At 71.0% G+C, this 15,058-nt stretch carries 12 protein-coding genes; 3 read left to right on the top strand and 9 right to left on the bottom strand.

The features are described 5' to 3' along the window. Positions 1 to 36 precede the first annotated feature (36 nt). Both Adu01nite_RS07735 and Adu01nite_RS07730 read right to left on the bottom strand, forming a co-directional pair. Positions 37 to 318, bottom strand: a complete 282-nt coding sequence (locus tag Adu01nite_RS07735) for a hypothetical protein (protein WP_203725832.1) — start codon at positions 316 to 318, stop codon at positions 37 to 39. Between the two features lie 113 nt (positions 319 to 431). Then, positions 432 to 1,226 carry a universal stress protein gene (locus Adu01nite_RS07730; protein WP_203725831.1) on the bottom strand — a complete coding sequence of 265 codons (795 nt, stop codon included), beginning with the start codon at positions 1,224 to 1,226 and terminating at the stop codon, positions 432 to 434. Positions 1,227 to 1,398: 172 nt separating this feature from the next. On the opposite strand from Adu01nite_RS07730, the gene Adu01nite_RS07725 reads away from it, so the two are divergent. Then, positions 1,399 to 2,298: a universal stress protein gene (locus tag Adu01nite_RS07725; RefSeq protein WP_203725830.1), complete on the top strand. Its 900-nt coding sequence runs from the start codon at positions 1,399 to 1,401 to the stop codon at positions 2,296 to 2,298. Positions 2,299 to 2,316: 18 nt separating this feature from the next. Here Adu01nite_RS07725 and Adu01nite_RS07720 read toward each other — a convergent pair whose 3' ends face one another. Beyond that, positions 2,317 to 3,276, bottom strand: coding sequence for an Acg family FMN-binding oxidoreductase (locus tag Adu01nite_RS07720; protein WP_203725829.1), 960 nt, complete (start codon positions 3,274 to 3,276; stop codon positions 2,317 to 2,319). Positions 3,277 to 3,423: 147 nt separating this feature from the next. Here Adu01nite_RS07720 and Adu01nite_RS07715 point away from each other — a divergent pair, with 147 nt between their 5' ends. Then, positions 3,424 to 4,068: a response regulator gene (locus Adu01nite_RS07715; protein ID WP_203725828.1), complete on the top strand. Its 645-nt coding sequence runs from the start codon at positions 3,424 to 3,426 to the stop codon at positions 4,066 to 4,068. A gap of 39 nt (positions 4,069 to 4,107) precedes the next feature. On the opposite strand, the gene Adu01nite_RS07710 is transcribed toward Adu01nite_RS07715, so the two are convergent. The 5 genes from Adu01nite_RS07710 to Adu01nite_RS07690 all read right to left on the bottom strand — a co-directional run bounded on the left by Adu01nite_RS07710 (position 4,108) and on the right by Adu01nite_RS07690 (position 12,354). Continuing rightward, positions 4,108 to 4,926: a slipin family protein gene (locus Adu01nite_RS07710; protein WP_203725827.1), complete on the bottom strand. Its 819-nt coding sequence runs from the start codon at positions 4,924 to 4,926 to the stop codon at positions 4,108 to 4,110. Next, a complete protein-coding gene (gene nifJ / locus Adu01nite_RS07705) occupies positions 4,923 to 8,543 on the bottom strand; it encodes a pyruvate:ferredoxin (flavodoxin) oxidoreductase (protein WP_203725826.1) in 3,621 nt (1,206 codons plus the stop codon). Before nifJ ends, Adu01nite_RS07710 begins: the two co-directional genes overlap by 4 nt. After that, on the bottom strand, positions 8,540 to 10,177 hold the full coding sequence (locus Adu01nite_RS07700; RefSeq protein WP_203725825.1) for an NAD(P)-binding protein: 1,638 nt from the start codon (positions 10,175 to 10,177) through the stop codon (positions 8,540 to 8,542). Before Adu01nite_RS07700 ends, nifJ begins: the two co-directional genes overlap by 4 nt. Before the next feature lie 102 nt (positions 10,178 to 10,279). Then, entirely contained in the window at positions 10,280 to 10,645 is a 366-nt protein-coding gene (locus tag Adu01nite_RS07695) for a hypothetical protein (RefSeq protein WP_203725824.1), read from the bottom strand. Positions 10,646 to 10,827: 182 nt separating this feature from the next. Beyond that, entirely contained in the window at positions 10,828 to 12,354 is a 1,527-nt protein-coding gene (locus Adu01nite_RS07690; protein WP_203725823.1) for an FAD-dependent oxidoreductase, read from the bottom strand. A gap of 260 nt (positions 12,355 to 12,614) precedes the next feature. Between Adu01nite_RS07690 and Adu01nite_RS07685 the strand changes: the two genes are divergently transcribed. Further along, positions 12,615 to 13,532: a YobF C-terminal domain-containing protein gene (locus Adu01nite_RS07685; RefSeq protein ID WP_239132215.1), complete on the top strand. Its 918-nt coding sequence runs from the start codon at positions 12,615 to 12,617 to the stop codon at positions 13,530 to 13,532. 45 nt (positions 13,533 to 13,577) lie between these two features. Here the strand turns inward: Adu01nite_RS07685 and Adu01nite_RS07680 are convergent, their stop codons facing one another. Continuing rightward, positions 13,578 to 15,047, bottom strand: coding sequence for an FAD-dependent monooxygenase (locus Adu01nite_RS07680; protein ID WP_203725822.1), 1,470 nt, complete (start codon positions 15,045 to 15,047; stop codon positions 13,578 to 13,580). Positions 15,048 to 15,058 lie beyond the last annotated feature (11 nt).

The raw sequence follows: 15,058 nt of genomic DNA, 5'->3' as shown, positions 1-15,058 counted from the left end.
CCCGAGGGCTGAACCCCCGGGCCGATCGGCTTTGGATCAACGCAGCACCTGGCGTGCTGTTCGGACGTAGGCGGCGCCGACGTCCTCGATGAGCCCGGCGCTCACCGTGAGCGTCTGCCTCATCCAGGGATACGGCGCGACCTTCGCGACGTCCTTCTCGAACGCCACGACATCGGCGACGCCGCGTTCGTACACGTTGACCGCCAAGATGCCGACCTGGTGGCCGATGTGCCGGCCGTGTTCGCCGTCGGCCCCGTTTCGGGTTGCCGGCTTGGCCTGCTCGGTCTCGCGCGGAGGTTTGGTCCCGGTTGCTGTCATGATTCTCGCCTCCCTCTATTAGCAAGTTAGCTCCGTCCAGCTAACGCCGGCAGAGTCGCAAGTCGCCGATTTCGACGGGCATTCCGGCCCGCCCGCGGATGACGGCCGGTGCATCAGGCAGCAGTGCCCCGCACGATCAGGACTGGGCACTGAGCGTGATGGATCAGCTGGAGACCGACGGAGCCGAGCACCGTCTCGCCACTGTTCGCGCGCTCGCGCATGCCCACCACGACCAGTTGGTTGTCACGTGAGCCGCGGACGAGGGCCGAGGCGGCGCTGTCCTGCGTGAGAACCGTCTCGACGTTCACCGTCGGGTATTTGATGCGCCAGGACGTCAGCTTCAGCTCGATCCGGGCCAGTTCGGTCTGTTTGCCGGGCGCCGCCGGGGTGACCGAGTGCACCACGGTCAAGCCGTTCCGCCGGAGGGCGGCCGCGTCGAAGGCGGCGGCGAGGATCTGGTCGGCGATCGCGGTGTCATCGATGCCGGCGGCCACCGGGCCGTCCGGGCTCTCGCGGCCGCGCACCACGACGATCGGGCATCGGGTCATGGTGATCAACTGTCGGCCGGCGGGGCCGAGCACCAGGTCGCTGCGACCACGATCGCCCAGCACCAGCAACTCCGCACCGTCCACCCGCGGCCCGGTGTCGCCGATCAACGTCTCGGTCTCGATCTCCAGGCCTGGGTAGGGGTATCGGGCTCTCCGGTATGCCTCGGCGACGATGCCGCCGGCGATCTTTCGCGCCATCCCGACGTATTCCCTGTCGAGGTCCTGGCCGGACGTGTGCCAGTCCCAGTCGAAGGCGTACTCGATCCGCAGTGCGGCGCCGCGGCGGTGCGCCTCGGCGGCCGCCCACTCCTCGGCGGCGATGCCGCGCGCGGTGCCGTCGGTGCCGACGATGATCGTCATGGCCGGCTCCCCTCGATCACCTTCGATGCTAGGGAGGGGGATGGGGCGGCGGCAGGGTGGGAGGTCGAGACCAGGCGGGACGTAAGTCCCGCCGCTTGGTCACGGCCGCGGATGACATTGGTCCCTGTCGATCATACCGGCGACTGGCGAGCATGAGGGCAGGAGGTCGACCATGAGCAGCGACGCGGCAACAGGTTCGACCCGGCCGGTGGTGGTCGGTGTGGACGGATTGCGCCGCGTCGCCGGAACGATCGACCTGGCGGCGCTGGAAGCGGCGCGTCGCGGCACTCAATTGCTCATCGTGCACGTCTGGCCCGGCCGATATCGCGGGGCGGTCCGGGTCAGCGGAGCATCGTCGTCCCGGGACGACGGATGGCGTCTGCTGGAGGTCGCCGAACGGCGGGCGCATTTCGCGGTGCCGGATCTGCCGGTTCGTACCGAGTTGCGGGAGGGTGTTGCGGCGGCCGTGCTCGCTGATTGCTCGGCCGGGGCGAGGCTGCTCGTCACGGGAAATCGGGACCGCTTCCGCAAGGGCACGAGCTGGGGCTCGACGGCGGCCTACCTCGCGCGTCACAGTGTGTGCCCGCTGCTGGTGGATCGCGGCGCTGATCATGACGGGCCGGTGGTCGTGGCCTCGTCGGCCCGGCCCGGTGGCACGGCGGCGCTCGGCTACGCGTTCGCCGAGGCGTCCCTGGTGGGTTCTCGCCTGGTGGCCGTCCACATGTGGACTCGTCCGGCCGGCATCGACGGCTCGGCGCCGCTGATGACGCGGGGCGGCTGGGCAGTCGAGCGGCGGGCAGCCGCCGACCGGCTGGCGCGAGCGGTGGACACCTGGTCCGGCCGATTTCCGGAGGTGAACGTCGAACACCTGACGGTGTCCGACCTGGACATGGCCGGCACGATCGAGGCCGCTTCGCGGCGAGGTCGCCTCCTGGTCGGCGGGATCGGCCGGCTGGGTCTGTTCACCGAGTTGCTGTACGGGCCGTCCGGCCCGACCCTGTGCCCGGTATTGCTGGTGCCGAACGACTGGCCGGTGATGGACCGGCGATCACGGCCGGCGGTGACGTGCTGATCCGCGATGCGCGGACCGTCACTCGATGACGGTGATGACGTCGCGTGGGTCGCGTCGCGGCACCGGGGGTAGCGGCTGCCGGCTCTCGGTGTGGCCGAGCCGTACGGCCAGGTAGGGCTCGCCGATTCCGGAGAGCAGGCCGCGGAGCAGCTGATGGGGCCAGGTGACCTCGACGGCCTCACTCAACGGGGCCGTGGCGAGGCCGTCGGCGGTGGCGAGCAGCAGAAGCGCGGAGAGTGCCTCGCCGGCCCGGAGCAGGTCGACGGGCTGGACTCCCACCCCGAACACGATGACGTAGGCCGCGCCTCGATCGTGCTCCGGGCCGGCGTGCAACCCCGCCGTCGTCCCGGGGACGAAGTCACGGACCGGGACGCGGCGGAGCTCGGGTTGCACGGCGGTGGCGGGTGGCACGCCGTCGCCCAGGAAGCCCGGCCGGTTGGTCCATCGGTGCAGCTCGGTCCGGTAGGCCGGGTCGTCGAGCTCGGCTCCGGCGGCGAGTTCGGTCGAGACGGCAAGCAACGGGATCTGGTCGGGCCGGACAACGTGCAGGTAGGCGCCTTCGGCCTCGACGAAGCGGCGCAGTTTCGTCAGCTCGGGCTCGGTCACCGGCTCGTCGGTGAAGGCACGCCGGTCGGTGCGGCGCCGGTGGATCGCGGCCGCCATCCGCTGGTTCTCGGGGTCCGGCGTCGTCGTGCCGGTGCACCGGACCCGGGCCAGCAGGTCCGGCCGATCCGGATCGGGCAGCCGGTCGACCTCCGCGGACCACCCCGCGGCGTTCAGAGCGGTGCGGAGGTGATGGAGGGCGGCGCCGCAGCTGAGCAGCATCAGCCGGCCGTCCGGATCGATGCTCTCGAGGCGCCGGTCGCGGTCGGCGAACAGCTCCAGTGCGGAGCCGGTGATCCGCCACGCCCAGGGTTGGGTGTTGAGTGCCGACGGTGCATGCTGCGCCGTCCGGGCGGCCGATTCGAGTGGTGTCATGATGACCTCCTCGTGCAACGATGCCACGCAGGTCCCCGGTCAACCGGCGAGCGGCACCCGCCGTTTCACGGTCGTGCCGCGGCCGTCCGGTCCGATCGGGACTTTCGGCCCTTTGGACGTAGTCGCGACCGAGCGTATGCACAGAGAATGATTCGCGTCTATCTGCTCGACGATCACGAGCTGGTCCGGCGGGGCCTGGCCGATCTGCTCCACGCCGCCGGCGGCATCGAGGTGGTGGGGGAGTCGGCCTCGGCCCCGGAAGCCGCCCGCCGGATTCCGGCCTTCCGGCCGGACGTGATGATCCTGGATGCGCGGCTGCCCGATGGCAGCGGCATCGACGTGTGCCGGGACGTGCGAGCCATCGACCCGTCGATCAAAGGCCTTATTTTGACCTCGTACGAGGATGACCAGGCTCTTTTTGCCGCGATCATGGCCGGCGCGTCGGGTTATCTGCTGAAGCAGACCCGCGGCACCGGCCTGATCGACGCCGTCCGGCGGGTCGCCGAGGGCCAGTCCTTGCTGGACCCGGCGATCACGCAGCGGGTCCTCGAACGGATCCGCAACGGCGTGGAGCCGCCACCGGAGTTGGCCGGACTGACCGATCAGGAGCAGCGGATCCTCGCGCTCATCGCGGAAGGTCTGACCAACCGCGAAATTGCGGCACAGATGTTCCTCGCCGAGAAGACGGTGAAGAACTACGTCTCGCACCTGCTCGCCAAGCTCGGCTTGGAACGACGCACCCAGGCCGCGGTTCTCGCCACCCGGCTGATGAGCGAGCACCAGGACGGGTGATCCTCGCGACCTGGGCACCCGGCCGCGCCCTCGCCCCGATCAGCGCCCGTTGACGGTCGTCAGCGAAGCCGTCGCGGTCCGCGCGGCGGCCGCTGCCTCCTTTTCCAGGAAGCGGCTGAGTTCGCCGATGGTGCTCATCAACGGCGCCGGGAAGACGACGGTCGAGTTCTTGTCGACCGCGATCTCCACGAGGGACTGCAGGTTGCGCAGTTGCAGGGCCAGCGGGTGAGCCATCATCGTGTCGGAGGCCTCGCCCAGGGCCGCGGCCGCGAGGGACTCGCCCTCCGCGTTGATGATCTTCGCGCGCTTCTCCCTCTCCGCCTCGGCCTGGCGGGCCATCGCCCGCTTCATCGCATCGGGCAGCTGGATGTCCTTGAGCTCGACCAGAGTCACGTCGATTCCCCACGCGGTGGTGGTGTCGTCGAGGATCTGGCGGATGTCGGCGTTGATCTCGTCGGTCTCGGAGAGGGTCTCGTCCAGGCTGTGCTTGCCGACGACCTTGCGGAGCGTGGTCTGGGCTATCTGGTTGATCGCCGCCTGCACGTTCTCGATGGCGACCACCGACTTCACGGCGTCGACAACCCGGAAGTAGGCGACCGCGGACACGTCGACGCTGACGTTGTCGCGGGTGATGATGCCCTGGGACTGGATCGGCATGGTGACGATCCGCAGCGACACCTTGTGCATGACGTCGGCGATCGGGATCAGCAGCCGTAGCCCTGGTTCGCGGGCGCCGACGACGCGGCCGAGCCGCAGGACGACGCCGCGTTCGTACTGCTTGACGATGCGCAGCGAGAGCGCCAGTAGGGCGATCACCACCAGGCCGATGATGATCAGCACGGTGGTCGTGGTGTTCATGATCTGCTCCTTTCCGGGCGGGCGTCGGCCGGGAACCGGTCCGGGCCGCGGGTCGCCATTTCCTCGTATGTCTGCCAGCGTTGGTCGACGGCCTCCTGGGCGAGTGCCGCGAGGCGTACCGCCTCGGCCGGGTCGGTGTCGTGCAGCCGCCGGAACCGCAGCTCCCGGCCGGTGTAGTCGGACAGCGGGGTGCGCGGGCGTGGCGAGTCGAGCAGGAACGGGTTGCGGCCGGCGGCACGCAGCACCGGGTCGTACCGGATCAGCGGCCAGTAGCCGGATCGCACGGCGCGTTGCTGCTGGCCGAGGCCGTCGCGCATGTCGATACCGTGGGCGATGCAGTGCGAGTACGCGATGATCAGTGACGGGCCGTCGTAGGCTTCGGCCTCGCGCAGGGCCTGCAACGTCTGTTCGGGGTCGGCGCCCATCGCCACGCGGGCTACGTACACGCTGCCGTACGCGATGGCCTGCAGTGCCAGGTCTTTCTTCGGTGTTGTCTTGCCGGCTGCCGCGAACCGGGCGACGGCCGACAGCGGGGTGGCCTTGGACATCTGACCGCCGGTGTTCGAGTAGACCTCGGTGTCCAGCACCAGCACGTTGACGTCACGGCCGCCGGCCAGCACGTGGTCGAGCCCGGCCGAGCCGATGTCGTAGGCCCAGCCGTCGCCTCCGACGATCCAGATACTGCGCCGTACCAGGTGATCCAGGACGCTGCGCAGGTCCGCGACGTCCGGCTCGGCGGCGGGCAGGGCGTCCAGGCGGCGGCCGAGTTCGGCGAGCCGGTCCCGTTGGGCGGCGAACTCCGACTCGCGTCGCTGCGGCGCGCTCAGCACCGCGTCGACCAGGTCCGGCCCGAGCCGGTCGCGCAGCCGGCCGAGGCGGTCGGCGGCGAGCCGGGCGTGCAGGTCGACGGCGAGGCGGAAGCCCATCCCGAACTCGGCGTCGTCCTCGAACAGCGAGTTCGACCAGGCCGGCCCTCGGCCTTGCGCGTTGTGGGTCCATGGCGTCGTCGGCAGGTTTCCGCCGTAGATCGAGGAACACCCGGTGGCGTTCGCCACCATCAGGCGGTCACCGAAGAGCTGAGAGAGCAATTTGAGGTACGGCGTCTCGCCGCACCCGGCGCAGGCGAGGGAGAACTCGAACAGCGGCTGGAGGAACTGGGCGCCGCGGACCGTGCCGAAGTCGACCCGGGAGCGGTCGGCGTGCGGCAACGTCTCGAAGAAGGCGATGTCCGTGCGTCCGGCATCGAGCCGGGGCTCGCGAGGCTCCAGGTTGATCGCCCGTCGCTCCGGCGTGCCGACCGGGCAGGCCTCGACGCAGAGCGCGCAGCCGGTGCAATCCTCCAGGTAGACCTCGAGCGTGAACCGGGAGTCGGGCAGCCCGCGCGCGTTGAGCGGGGCGGACGGGAAGCCGTCCGGCGCTCCCGCGAGTTCCTTGAGGTCGTAGAACTTGGACCGGATCACGCTGTGCGGGCAGACGAACGCGCAGTTGCCGCACTGGATGCAGGTTTGCGGATCCCAGACGGCCACCAGGTCGGCGATGTTGCGTTTCTCGTAGGCCGTGGTGCCGCCCGGATAGGTGCCGTCCACCGGCAATGCGCTGACCGGCAACCGGTCGCCCCGGCCGGCCAGCATGGCACCGGTGACCTCGCGCACGAACGGCGGTGCCGCCACCGGCACCGGAGGCGGGCGGCGGCGACTCGCGGTGGGGTGCGCGGGAAGGTCGATCCGGTGCAGGGCGTCGAGGGCGGCGTCGACGGCCGCGTGGTTGCTCTTGACCACGGCGGCGCCGCGGCGTGCGTACGTCTTGGTGATCGTGTCCTTGATCTTCGTGATCGCCGCGTCGCGGGGGAGGACGCCGGAGATGGCGAAGAAGCAGGTCTGCAGGATGGTGTTGGTACGTCCCGGCAGGCCACACTCCGACGCGATGCGGCCGGCGTCGATGGCCCAGACGGACAACTCCCGGTCGAGGATCTGCTCCTGCACGTCGCGGGACAGATCGTCCCATACCCGTTCCGGTTGGGCGCTGTTGAGCAGGAGCGTGCCGTGCCGGGCGGCCGTCTCCAGCACGTCGACCCGGTCGAGCAGGGCGAGTTGGTGGCAGCCCACGAAGTCCGCCCGGGAGATCAGGTACGGCGCGCGGATCGGCCGGGGGCCGAAACGCAGGTGGGAGACGGTCATCGAGCCGGACTTCTTGGAGTCGTACACGAAGTAGCCCTGGGCGTGCAGCCGTGCGTCCGCACCGAGGATCTTGATGGTGTTCTTGTTCGCGCCGACGGTGCCGTCCGAGCCGAGGCCGAAGAACACCGCGCGGATCGTGCCGGGCGGTTCGATGTCGAGGTCCTCGTAGGGCAGGCTGGTGCCGGAGACATCGTCGTGGATGCCGATGGTGAAGCGCGGACGTGGATGCTCCCGGGCCAGTTCGTCGAGGACCGCCGCGACCATGCCCGGGGTGAATTCCTTGGAGCCCAGACCGTAGCGGCCGCCGATGACGGTCGGCATCGTGGCGCGGCGGCTCTCGGCCAGCGCCCCCAGCACGTCGAGGAACAGGGGCTCGCCGAGAGAGCCGGGTTCCTTGGTGCGGTCCAGGACCGCGATCCGGGAGGCCGTGGCCGGGATCGCGGCGATGACCGCCTCGGCCGGGAACGGCCGGTAAAGGCGGATCTGCAGGACACCGACGTGCGCGCCCGCGGCGTTCAGATGCGCGACGGTTTCCTGGGCGGTCTGCGCACCCGAACCCATCAGCACCAGGACACGGTCGGCGTCGGGCGCGCCGGAGTACTCGACGATGTCGTAGTGGCGTCCGGTGCGTTCCTCGAGGTCGGCCATGACGGCGCGGGTCGTGCCCGGGACCTCGGCATAGTAGGGGTTGACCGTTTCCCGGCCCTGGAAGTAGACGTCCGGGTTCTGCGCCGTCCCGCGGATCACCGGGTGCTCGGGGGAGAGGGAGCGGGCACGGTGATCGCGGACCAGCTCGGCCGGAACGAGCGCCCGCAGGTCGTCGTCGTCGAGCAGGCCGATCGTGTTGATCTCGTGTGACGTGCGGAATCCGTCGAAGAAGTGCACGAACGGCACCCGCGTGCGCAGGGAGACGGCCTGCGCCACCAGGGCGAGGTCGTGCGCCTCCTGCACCGAGGCCGAGGCGAGCATGGCGAAGCCGGTTGCCCGGGTGGCCATCACGTCGGAGTGGTCGCCGAAGATGGACAACCCCTGCGCGGCGAGCGAGCGGGCGGCGACGTGCATCACGGCCGGGGTCAGCTCCCCGGCGATCTTGTACATGTTCGGGATCATCAGCAGCAGGCCCTGCGAGGCGGTGAACGTCGTGCTGAGCGCGCCGCTCTGCAGGGCTCCGTGCAACGCGCCGGCGGCGCCCCCTTCGCTCTGCATCTCCACCACGGTGGGCACCGAGCCCCAGATGTTGCGCAGCCCGGCGGCGGACCACTCGTCGGCCAGTTCGGCCATCGGCGAGGACGGGGTGATCGGATAGATGCAGCACACCTCGTTGAGCCGGTACGCCACCCGGACGCAGGCCTCGTTGCCGTCGATCGTCGCGCGGTCGATCGGGCCACCCTTCGTTCGCGACTGCGGGGTTTGCCGAACCGGCGCACTGCCCGCGCTCATGGCGACACCTCCGGGATCATCGAGATCGCGTGCACCGGGCACTGGTCGAAGCAGGTACCGCAGCCGGTGCACCGGTCGTAGTCGATCCGGTAGCGGTTGCCGGGGCCCAGCTTGATCACCGCGTCTTCCGGGCAGGAGCCGAAGCAGCCGTCGCATTCGAAGCAGGTGCCGCACGACAGGCAGCGGCCCGCCTCGTAGGTTGCGGCGACGGTGTCCAGGCCGCCGACGACCTCGGTGAAGTCGGTGATCCGTTCGGCCGGGTCCCGCTCGGCCTGCGGCCGCCGGCCGCTGTCGCCGAAATACCAGGGGTGCAGATCGGCGAAGCCGGCTTGCGGCGGTGGCACCGTCTGCGGAACGACCACGCCGCGCAGGTACGCGTCGATGTGCCGCGATGCGGTGCGGCCGTGGCCGATGCCGACCGTCACGGTCCGTTCGGCCGGCACCATGTCACCGCCGGCGAACACGCCGGGGCAGCCGGTCATCAGTCCCGGCGACACCACGACCGTGCCGTCCGGGGTGAAGTCGATGCCCGGGACGGCACGCAGGAAAGCCGTGTCGGCGCGCTGGCCGAGGGCAAGCACGACCGTGTCGGCCGCGAGGGTCTCGGTGCGCCCGGTCGGGACCGGCCTGCCGGACGGGTCGAGCTCCATGATCTCCACGGTCAGCTCCGGTCCGTCGAACGCCTGGATCGTTCGCAGCCAGTTGATCTTGACGCCTTCCCGCTCGGCCTCCTCCGCCTCGTCGAGGTGCGCCGGCATCTGCTCGCGGGTGCGGCGGTAGACGATCAAGGCCTCCTCCGCACCGAGCCGCCGGGCCACACGGGCGGCGTCCATGGCGGTGTTGCCGCCGCCGTAGACGGCGACCCGGCGGCCGACGGCGGGCCGCTCGCCGGCGGCCACACTGCGGAGCAGGCCGACGGCGTCGACGATCCGTCCGGCCTCCCGTGCCGGGATGTCGACCCGCTTGGACAGATGGGCGCCGACAGCCACGAAGGTCGCGTCGAACCGGCCGGCGAGCCGCTCGGCGAGCAGGTCGTGCACCGGATGACCGCAGACGATCTCGACGCCGAGCCCGGCGATCCGGTCGATCTCCGCCGCCAGCACGTCACGGGGCATGCGATAGGCCGGAATGCCGTATCGCATCATGCCGCCGGGTTCCGCTTCGGCGTCCTGGACGACCACGTGGTGGCCGAGCCGCGCCAAATGATATGCCGCCGACAACCCGCTGGGGCCGGCGCCGACGATCAGTACCCGGCGGCCGGTCGGGGCGGGTGGTGGGTCGAAGCACCAGCCGCGTTCGATCGCGAGGTCGCCGAGGAAGCGTTCCACCGCGTGGATCGAGACCGGGCTGTCCAACTCGGCACGGTTGCAGGCTGTCTCGCACGGGTGGTAACAGACCCGGCCACAGACGGCGGGGAACGGGTTGGCCGCCACCAGCGCCCGCCACGCCCGCTCGTGCTCGCCGGCAACGGCCAGCGCGAGCCAGCCCTGGATGTTCTCGCCGGCCGGGCAACCCGCGTTGCAGGGCGGCGTCAGGTCGAGATAGACCGGACGGCGGGCCCGGGCCGGCCCGCCTCGCGCCGTGTCCAGGCGCAGGTCGGGCGGGTTCGTCAGATCGTTCGGCGGCCGGTTCATGGCTCCTCCCGCTGGCGGGTGTCGAATCCATGCAACGCCGGTCGGCGGCCGTCGCTCAGAGTCGAAAGGCCCTGTCCTGCGGAGGATGCCGCGCCCTAGGGCCTAACCGTTGATCAATGCAGAGACCCGCTGCCGGGTCACGCGGAACAGGGCCGCTATCCGGTTGATGCTGACGCCCTCGGCGTGCAGGGCGTGCGCCTGTGCACGCCGCCATCGGCTTCCGCTCCGGGAAAGGGCGTCCAGTGCGATGGTGATGCGCTCGACGATCAGCGGGGGTGCTTCGTCGGCCGCCATCGCCGTCCAGCTCTTCCCGTCGTCGTGCTGGGCGCTCAACTCCGTGGCGCGCCTTCGTGCATCGCTCAGTTCGCCCAGGCAGATGTCGAGGGCGTCCTTCAACTCGTCGAGAGCGGCGCGGGCCTCGCTGGAACGCGACTGCGCGAGGGTGACACCGGCCGGCCCATCGATCATGTCCGCACTCCCCAGCTTCTGCTCGTTGCCGTCGAATACCGCAATACCTATGGCATGAAACCCCTCTTGCTACAGGGTCTTGCGGCCCTTTGTGCGGAGTCGTACATCACCAGGTTGCCGGCCAACGCCGTTCCCGCGTCCAGCCGGCGAACGCCGCCCGCCGACGCTGACCGGCGCGCCGGTCAGTCTCGTGGGCGGCCGAACCACCGGCGTACGGATCGGTCGAACGCATCGTCGCCGCCCGCCCAGGCGACGATGCCGTCCGGGCGGACGAGGACGGCGTCGTAGCCGAGGTCGTCTCGGGCCGGCCCGGCCACATAGCGGATCCGGTCGCCCCAGGCCGTGACGGACTCCCGCAAGGGCCGGCCGGCGGCGAAGTCGAGCAGGACGCCGCGGCCGTCCTGCAGCAGGTCGCCGAGGCCGGTGCCGTCGGCCAGCCGGAAGTCCGGGGCGCTGCGGCCGGCCAGCGGCCGCTCGTCGCCCAGGTCGTAGCGGTTGGCCGTGCCCGAGGTCCGCTCCCACACGTAGGTGGTGGCGTCGCGGGTCGCGAGGAGGTCGCGCATCACCGATTGCAGTGCCGGGGCATACTCGCCCGGGCGCATGACCGCCACCTGGGCGCGCGACCAGTCCAGCACCCGGGCCCCGATCGGGTGACGCTCCGCGGTGTAGGTGTCGAGCAGGTCGTCCGGGGCCGACCCGCGCACGGTCGCGGCGAGCTTCCAGCCCAGGTTCAGGGCGTCGCCGATGCCGAGGTTCAGGCCCTGGCCGCCGAGTGGGGAGTGGATGTGGGCGGCGTCGCCGGCCAGCAGCACCCGGCCCTGCCGGTAGGTGGTGGTCTGCATCGCCCGGTCGGTGAAGCTCGAGGCGAGTTCGACCTCGTCCACCCGCACGTCCAGGCCGGACACCCGGCGCAGCACCGTCTGCAGGTGCTCGGGAGTCAGCGGCTGCGAACGGTCGAACGCGCCGCCGTCGAAATCCATCATGGCGATGTAGCCGCCGGTGGGCATACGCAGGTACATGCCGGTCCGGGTCACGGTGAAACCGGGCCGCAGCTCCGCCGGACCGGCGACGGCCCCGGTGAAGAGATAGCCGGTCAGCTGAGGTTCGGTTCCGGCAAAATCAAAACCGGCGAGCTTGCGTACGGCGCTCCGCCCGCCGTCACAGCCGACGACCCAGCGCCCGGCGTATTCGCGCTCGCCGGCCCGCACCACCACCCGGTCGTCGTGCTGGGTGAGGCCGGTGACCTCGACGCCGCGCCGGATGTCCGCGCCGAGCTTGACCGCCCGCTCGGCCAGCACCGTCTCCACCGCGTCCAGGTTGGTCAGCATGCCGTCCGCGGCCGGGCTGGGCAGTCGCGGCGGCAGGGCGGCGACCTCGACCTCGGCCGCGTCGAGCATGATGCCGGCGAAGTGGCTCACCGCCCGTGGCCCCGGCGCCCGATCCGCGTCGAGATCGGCGCTCGCCTCGTCGCCGCCCGACGCGGCCAGCAGCTGCGGCAGCATTCCCCGCCGGTAGAACGCCTCGACCGACCCGGCGTTCAGGCCGCGCATGCCGAGCGGAAACCGGCGCCACGGTGAGTGCGGCTCCGGCGCCCGCTCCAGCACCGCCACCGAACACCCGGCGAGCCCCAGCTCGCCGGCGAGGAACAGTCCGACCGGGCCGCCACCGACGATCACGACGTCGTACGTCCCCATGTTGATCTCAGTCACCGTGTGCCTCCGTTGTCCGGGCGAATCGCAACACGGCAAGGCTGGCTCAGGTCGCTGACAGGGCACATGCACGGAGCTGGCAGCCGGCTGTCACGGACCTGTTCGGACGGCCCGCTCGCTCCACTCGGCGAACAGCGCCCGCGCCCGCTCGGCCGGCGCCACCATGCGGCGCCGAATGGGCTTGACCTTGCCCCAAGGGCAAGGTCCAGGCTGGGCCGGTGAACGACGCGGACCTCTCGACCAGCGAAAGAAGCTGACGCATGCACCCCTACATCGGTTCCGGGCCCTATTGCTACGCCAACTCGCTGGCCATGGCCCTCGGTCCCACCGCACCCTCCCCGTCGACCATCGAAGTGCTGACCGGCTCGCCGTTCGGCATGCACCTGCTCGGCGGCCGGCTGCCGCTGTTCGACCCGTACGGCTGGGACGACCGCGGCATCGACGACGCCATCGCCCTGCTCGGCTGGACCTGCCGCCGACAAGGCGCCGACGACGGCGAGCAAGCCCTCGCGCTGCTCCACGAGGCGGTCAAGACCGGCCCTGTCCTGGCCGGACCGCTGGAAATGGGCCTGCTACGCCACGTGCCCGGAATGACCGGACCGATCGGGGCGGACCACTTCGTCACCGTCCTGGAGGCCGACGACACGCAGGTCCTGTTCCACGACCCCTACGGCTGCCCCTACGCGACCCTGCCCACCCAGGACTTCCTGGCCGCATGGCGCGCCGACACGATCACCTTCTACCACGCCGAGCCGTACACCATGCGTGGCAACTTCCGGCAGGCCCGGGCGGTCACCTCCGAGGCAGCGCTGCGTGCGGCCCTGCCCGGCGCGGTCGCCTGGCTGCGCGGGCGCGACGACCTCGCCGTGCCGCCCGGCACCATCGGCGGCGCCACCGCCGTGCACCACCTCGCCGACCTGGTCACCGACGGGCTTGACCCCGAGACACACGATCACCTGACGCAGTTCGCGATCCGGGTCGGTGCTCGACGGCTCGCCGACGCCGCCACCGCGCTCACCAGCATCGGCCGCGACGGAGCCGCCACCATCGCTACCCGGCAGGCCCGGCTGGTCGGCAGCCTCCAGCACGACCTCGTCAACGGACACACCGACTCCGCCACCCAGACGTTGCAGCAGCTCGCGCCCACCTACGATCAACTGGCCGCAGCACTCAGCTGACACCGCGCTCAGCTGACACCGCGACCCTCGTGGCTGCGGGCGCTGTCAGCGGCCGGTCACCTTGCCGAACCACCGGTGCAGCGCCTCGTCGAGCTCGCCGTCGCCCTCGACCCACGCGACGATGCCGTCCGGGCGGACGAGCATGCCGGGTGTGTCGGCGGTGACCACCCGGAGGCGATCGTCGGCCACCGGGAAGTCGCCGACGAGGACGGCCCGGCCGTCGTGCAGGGCGGCGGCGAGCCGGGTGCCGTCGGCGAGGACCAGCTCGGGGGCGCTGCGGCCGACCATCGGGTGGTCGCTGCCCAGGTCGTAGCGCTGGCGCAGCCCGGCGATGCTGGTGCCGAAGTACGTCGTGCCGTCGTGGGTGGCGGCCAGATCGGCGACCACCGCGCGGATCGCCCGGTTGTACGGGCTCGGCTGCATGATCTCGACCTGCGCGCGGTTCCAGTCGAGCACCCAGGCGCCGATCGGGTGCCGCTCGGCGGTGTAGGAGTCGAGGAGCCCGTCCGGCGCCCAGCCCTGGATCTCGGCGGCCAGCTTCCACCCGAGGTTCATCGCGTCGCCCATGCCGAGGTTGAGGCCCTGACCCCCGAACGGCGAGTGCACGTGTGCGGCGTCCCCCGCCAGCAGCACCCGGCCCCGCCGGTAGTCGGTGGCCTGCCGGGCGTTGTCGGTGAACCTGGTCGCGCTGATCACCTTGTCGATCGTCACCCGGACGCCGCTGACCGCGAGGATGCTCGCCGTAAGCTCGGCCGCGGTGATCGGGGTGTCGCGCTCGGCGGGCGGTCCGTCGAACTCGACGGTGAGCACCCGCCCGGGGATCGGCCCGCTCACGTAGACGCCGGTGTCGGTCACGTTCCAGCCCGGCTTGAGGTCGTCGTCACCGGTCATGGTGAGCAGCGCCTGATGCCCGGTGATCCGCGGATCGGTGCCGGGGAAGTCGAACCCGGCCAGCTTGCGGACGAGGCTGCGACCGCCGTCGGCGCCGACCAGCCAGGACGTCTCAACCTCAGAATCACCTAGCGTCACCCGTACGCCGTCAATGGCGGAAGTGAACCCGGTCAGCGCGACCCCGCGCCGTATTTCGACGCCCCACTCGACGGCGTGCGCGGCGAGCACCGCCTCCAGGTCGGCCTGGGAGAGCATCGCGATCTGACCGGCCGGGCCCAGCTCGGCCCACGGATCGTCGTCGCCGCGAAGGTTGCCGGCCTCCAGCCAGATGGCACCGAAATGGCCGAGGAACCGTGGCCGCGGCGGCATCGCACCGCCGCCGCGGGCTGCCATGAACTTCTTGATCTGCTCCATCTGCGCGGCCTGAGCAGCACGGATGCGGGGAACGAGGCCGCGGCGGTCGAGCGCCTCGGCGGTGGGCACGTTGATCGCGCCCGCCTTGATCGTCAGATCCGGCTCGGTGAGCCGCTCGGCCACCAGCACCCGGATGCCGCGGAGCGCGAGCTCGCTCGCGACCATCAAACCGACCGGCCCGGCGCCGGCCACCACCACGTCGTAGTCCATGGCGTCAGGAT

Source organism: Paractinoplanes durhamensis, from assembly GCF_016862175.1.
In the GTDB taxonomy this organism is placed as follows: Bacteria; Actinomycetota; Actinomycetes; order Mycobacteriales; family Micromonosporaceae; genus Actinoplanes; species Actinoplanes durhamensis.
The sequence above is the reverse complement of the archived record's forward strand: the minus strand, read 5'-3'. Positions and strand labels throughout refer to the sequence as shown.

Bases quoted from the DNA above. Each gene is read 5' to 3' on its own strand.
- Adu01nite_RS07735 (WP_203725832.1), bottom strand. From the start codon at position 318: ATGACAGCAACCGGGACCAAACCTCCGCGCGAGACCGAGCAGGCCAAG.
- Adu01nite_RS07730 (WP_203725831.1), bottom strand. From the start codon at position 1,226: ATGACGATCATCGTCGGCACCGACGGCACCGCGCGCGGCATCGCCGCC.
- Adu01nite_RS07725 (WP_203725830.1), top strand. From the start codon at position 1,399: ATGAGCAGCGACGCGGCAACAGGTTCGACCCGGCCGGTGGTGGTCGGT.
- Adu01nite_RS07720 (WP_203725829.1), bottom strand. From the start codon at position 3,276: ATGACACCACTCGAATCGGCCGCCCGGACGGCGCAGCATGCACCGTCG.
- Adu01nite_RS07715 (WP_203725828.1), top strand. From the start codon at position 3,424: ATGATTCGCGTCTATCTGCTCGACGATCACGAGCTGGTCCGGCGGGGC.
- Adu01nite_RS07710 (WP_203725827.1), bottom strand. From the start codon at position 4,926: ATGAACACCACGACCACCGTGCTGATCATCATCGGCCTGGTGGTGATC.
- nifJ (WP_203725826.1), bottom strand. From the start codon at position 8,543: ATGAGCGCGGGCAGTGCGCCGGTTCGGCAAACCCCGCAGTCGCGAACG.
- Adu01nite_RS07700 (WP_203725825.1), bottom strand. From the start codon at position 10,177: ATGAACCGGCCGCCGAACGATCTGACGAACCCGCCCGACCTGCGCCTG.
- Adu01nite_RS07695 (WP_203725824.1), bottom strand. From the start codon at position 10,645: ATGATCGATGGGCCGGCCGGTGTCACCCTCGCGCAGTCGCGTTCCAGC.
- Adu01nite_RS07685 (WP_239132215.1), top strand. From the start codon at position 12,615: ATGCACCCCTACATCGGTTCCGGGCCCTATTGCTACGCCAACTCGCTG.
- Adu01nite_RS07680 (WP_203725822.1), bottom strand. From the start codon at position 15,047: ATGGACTACGACGTGGTGGTGGCCGGCGCCGGGCCGGTCGGTTTGATG.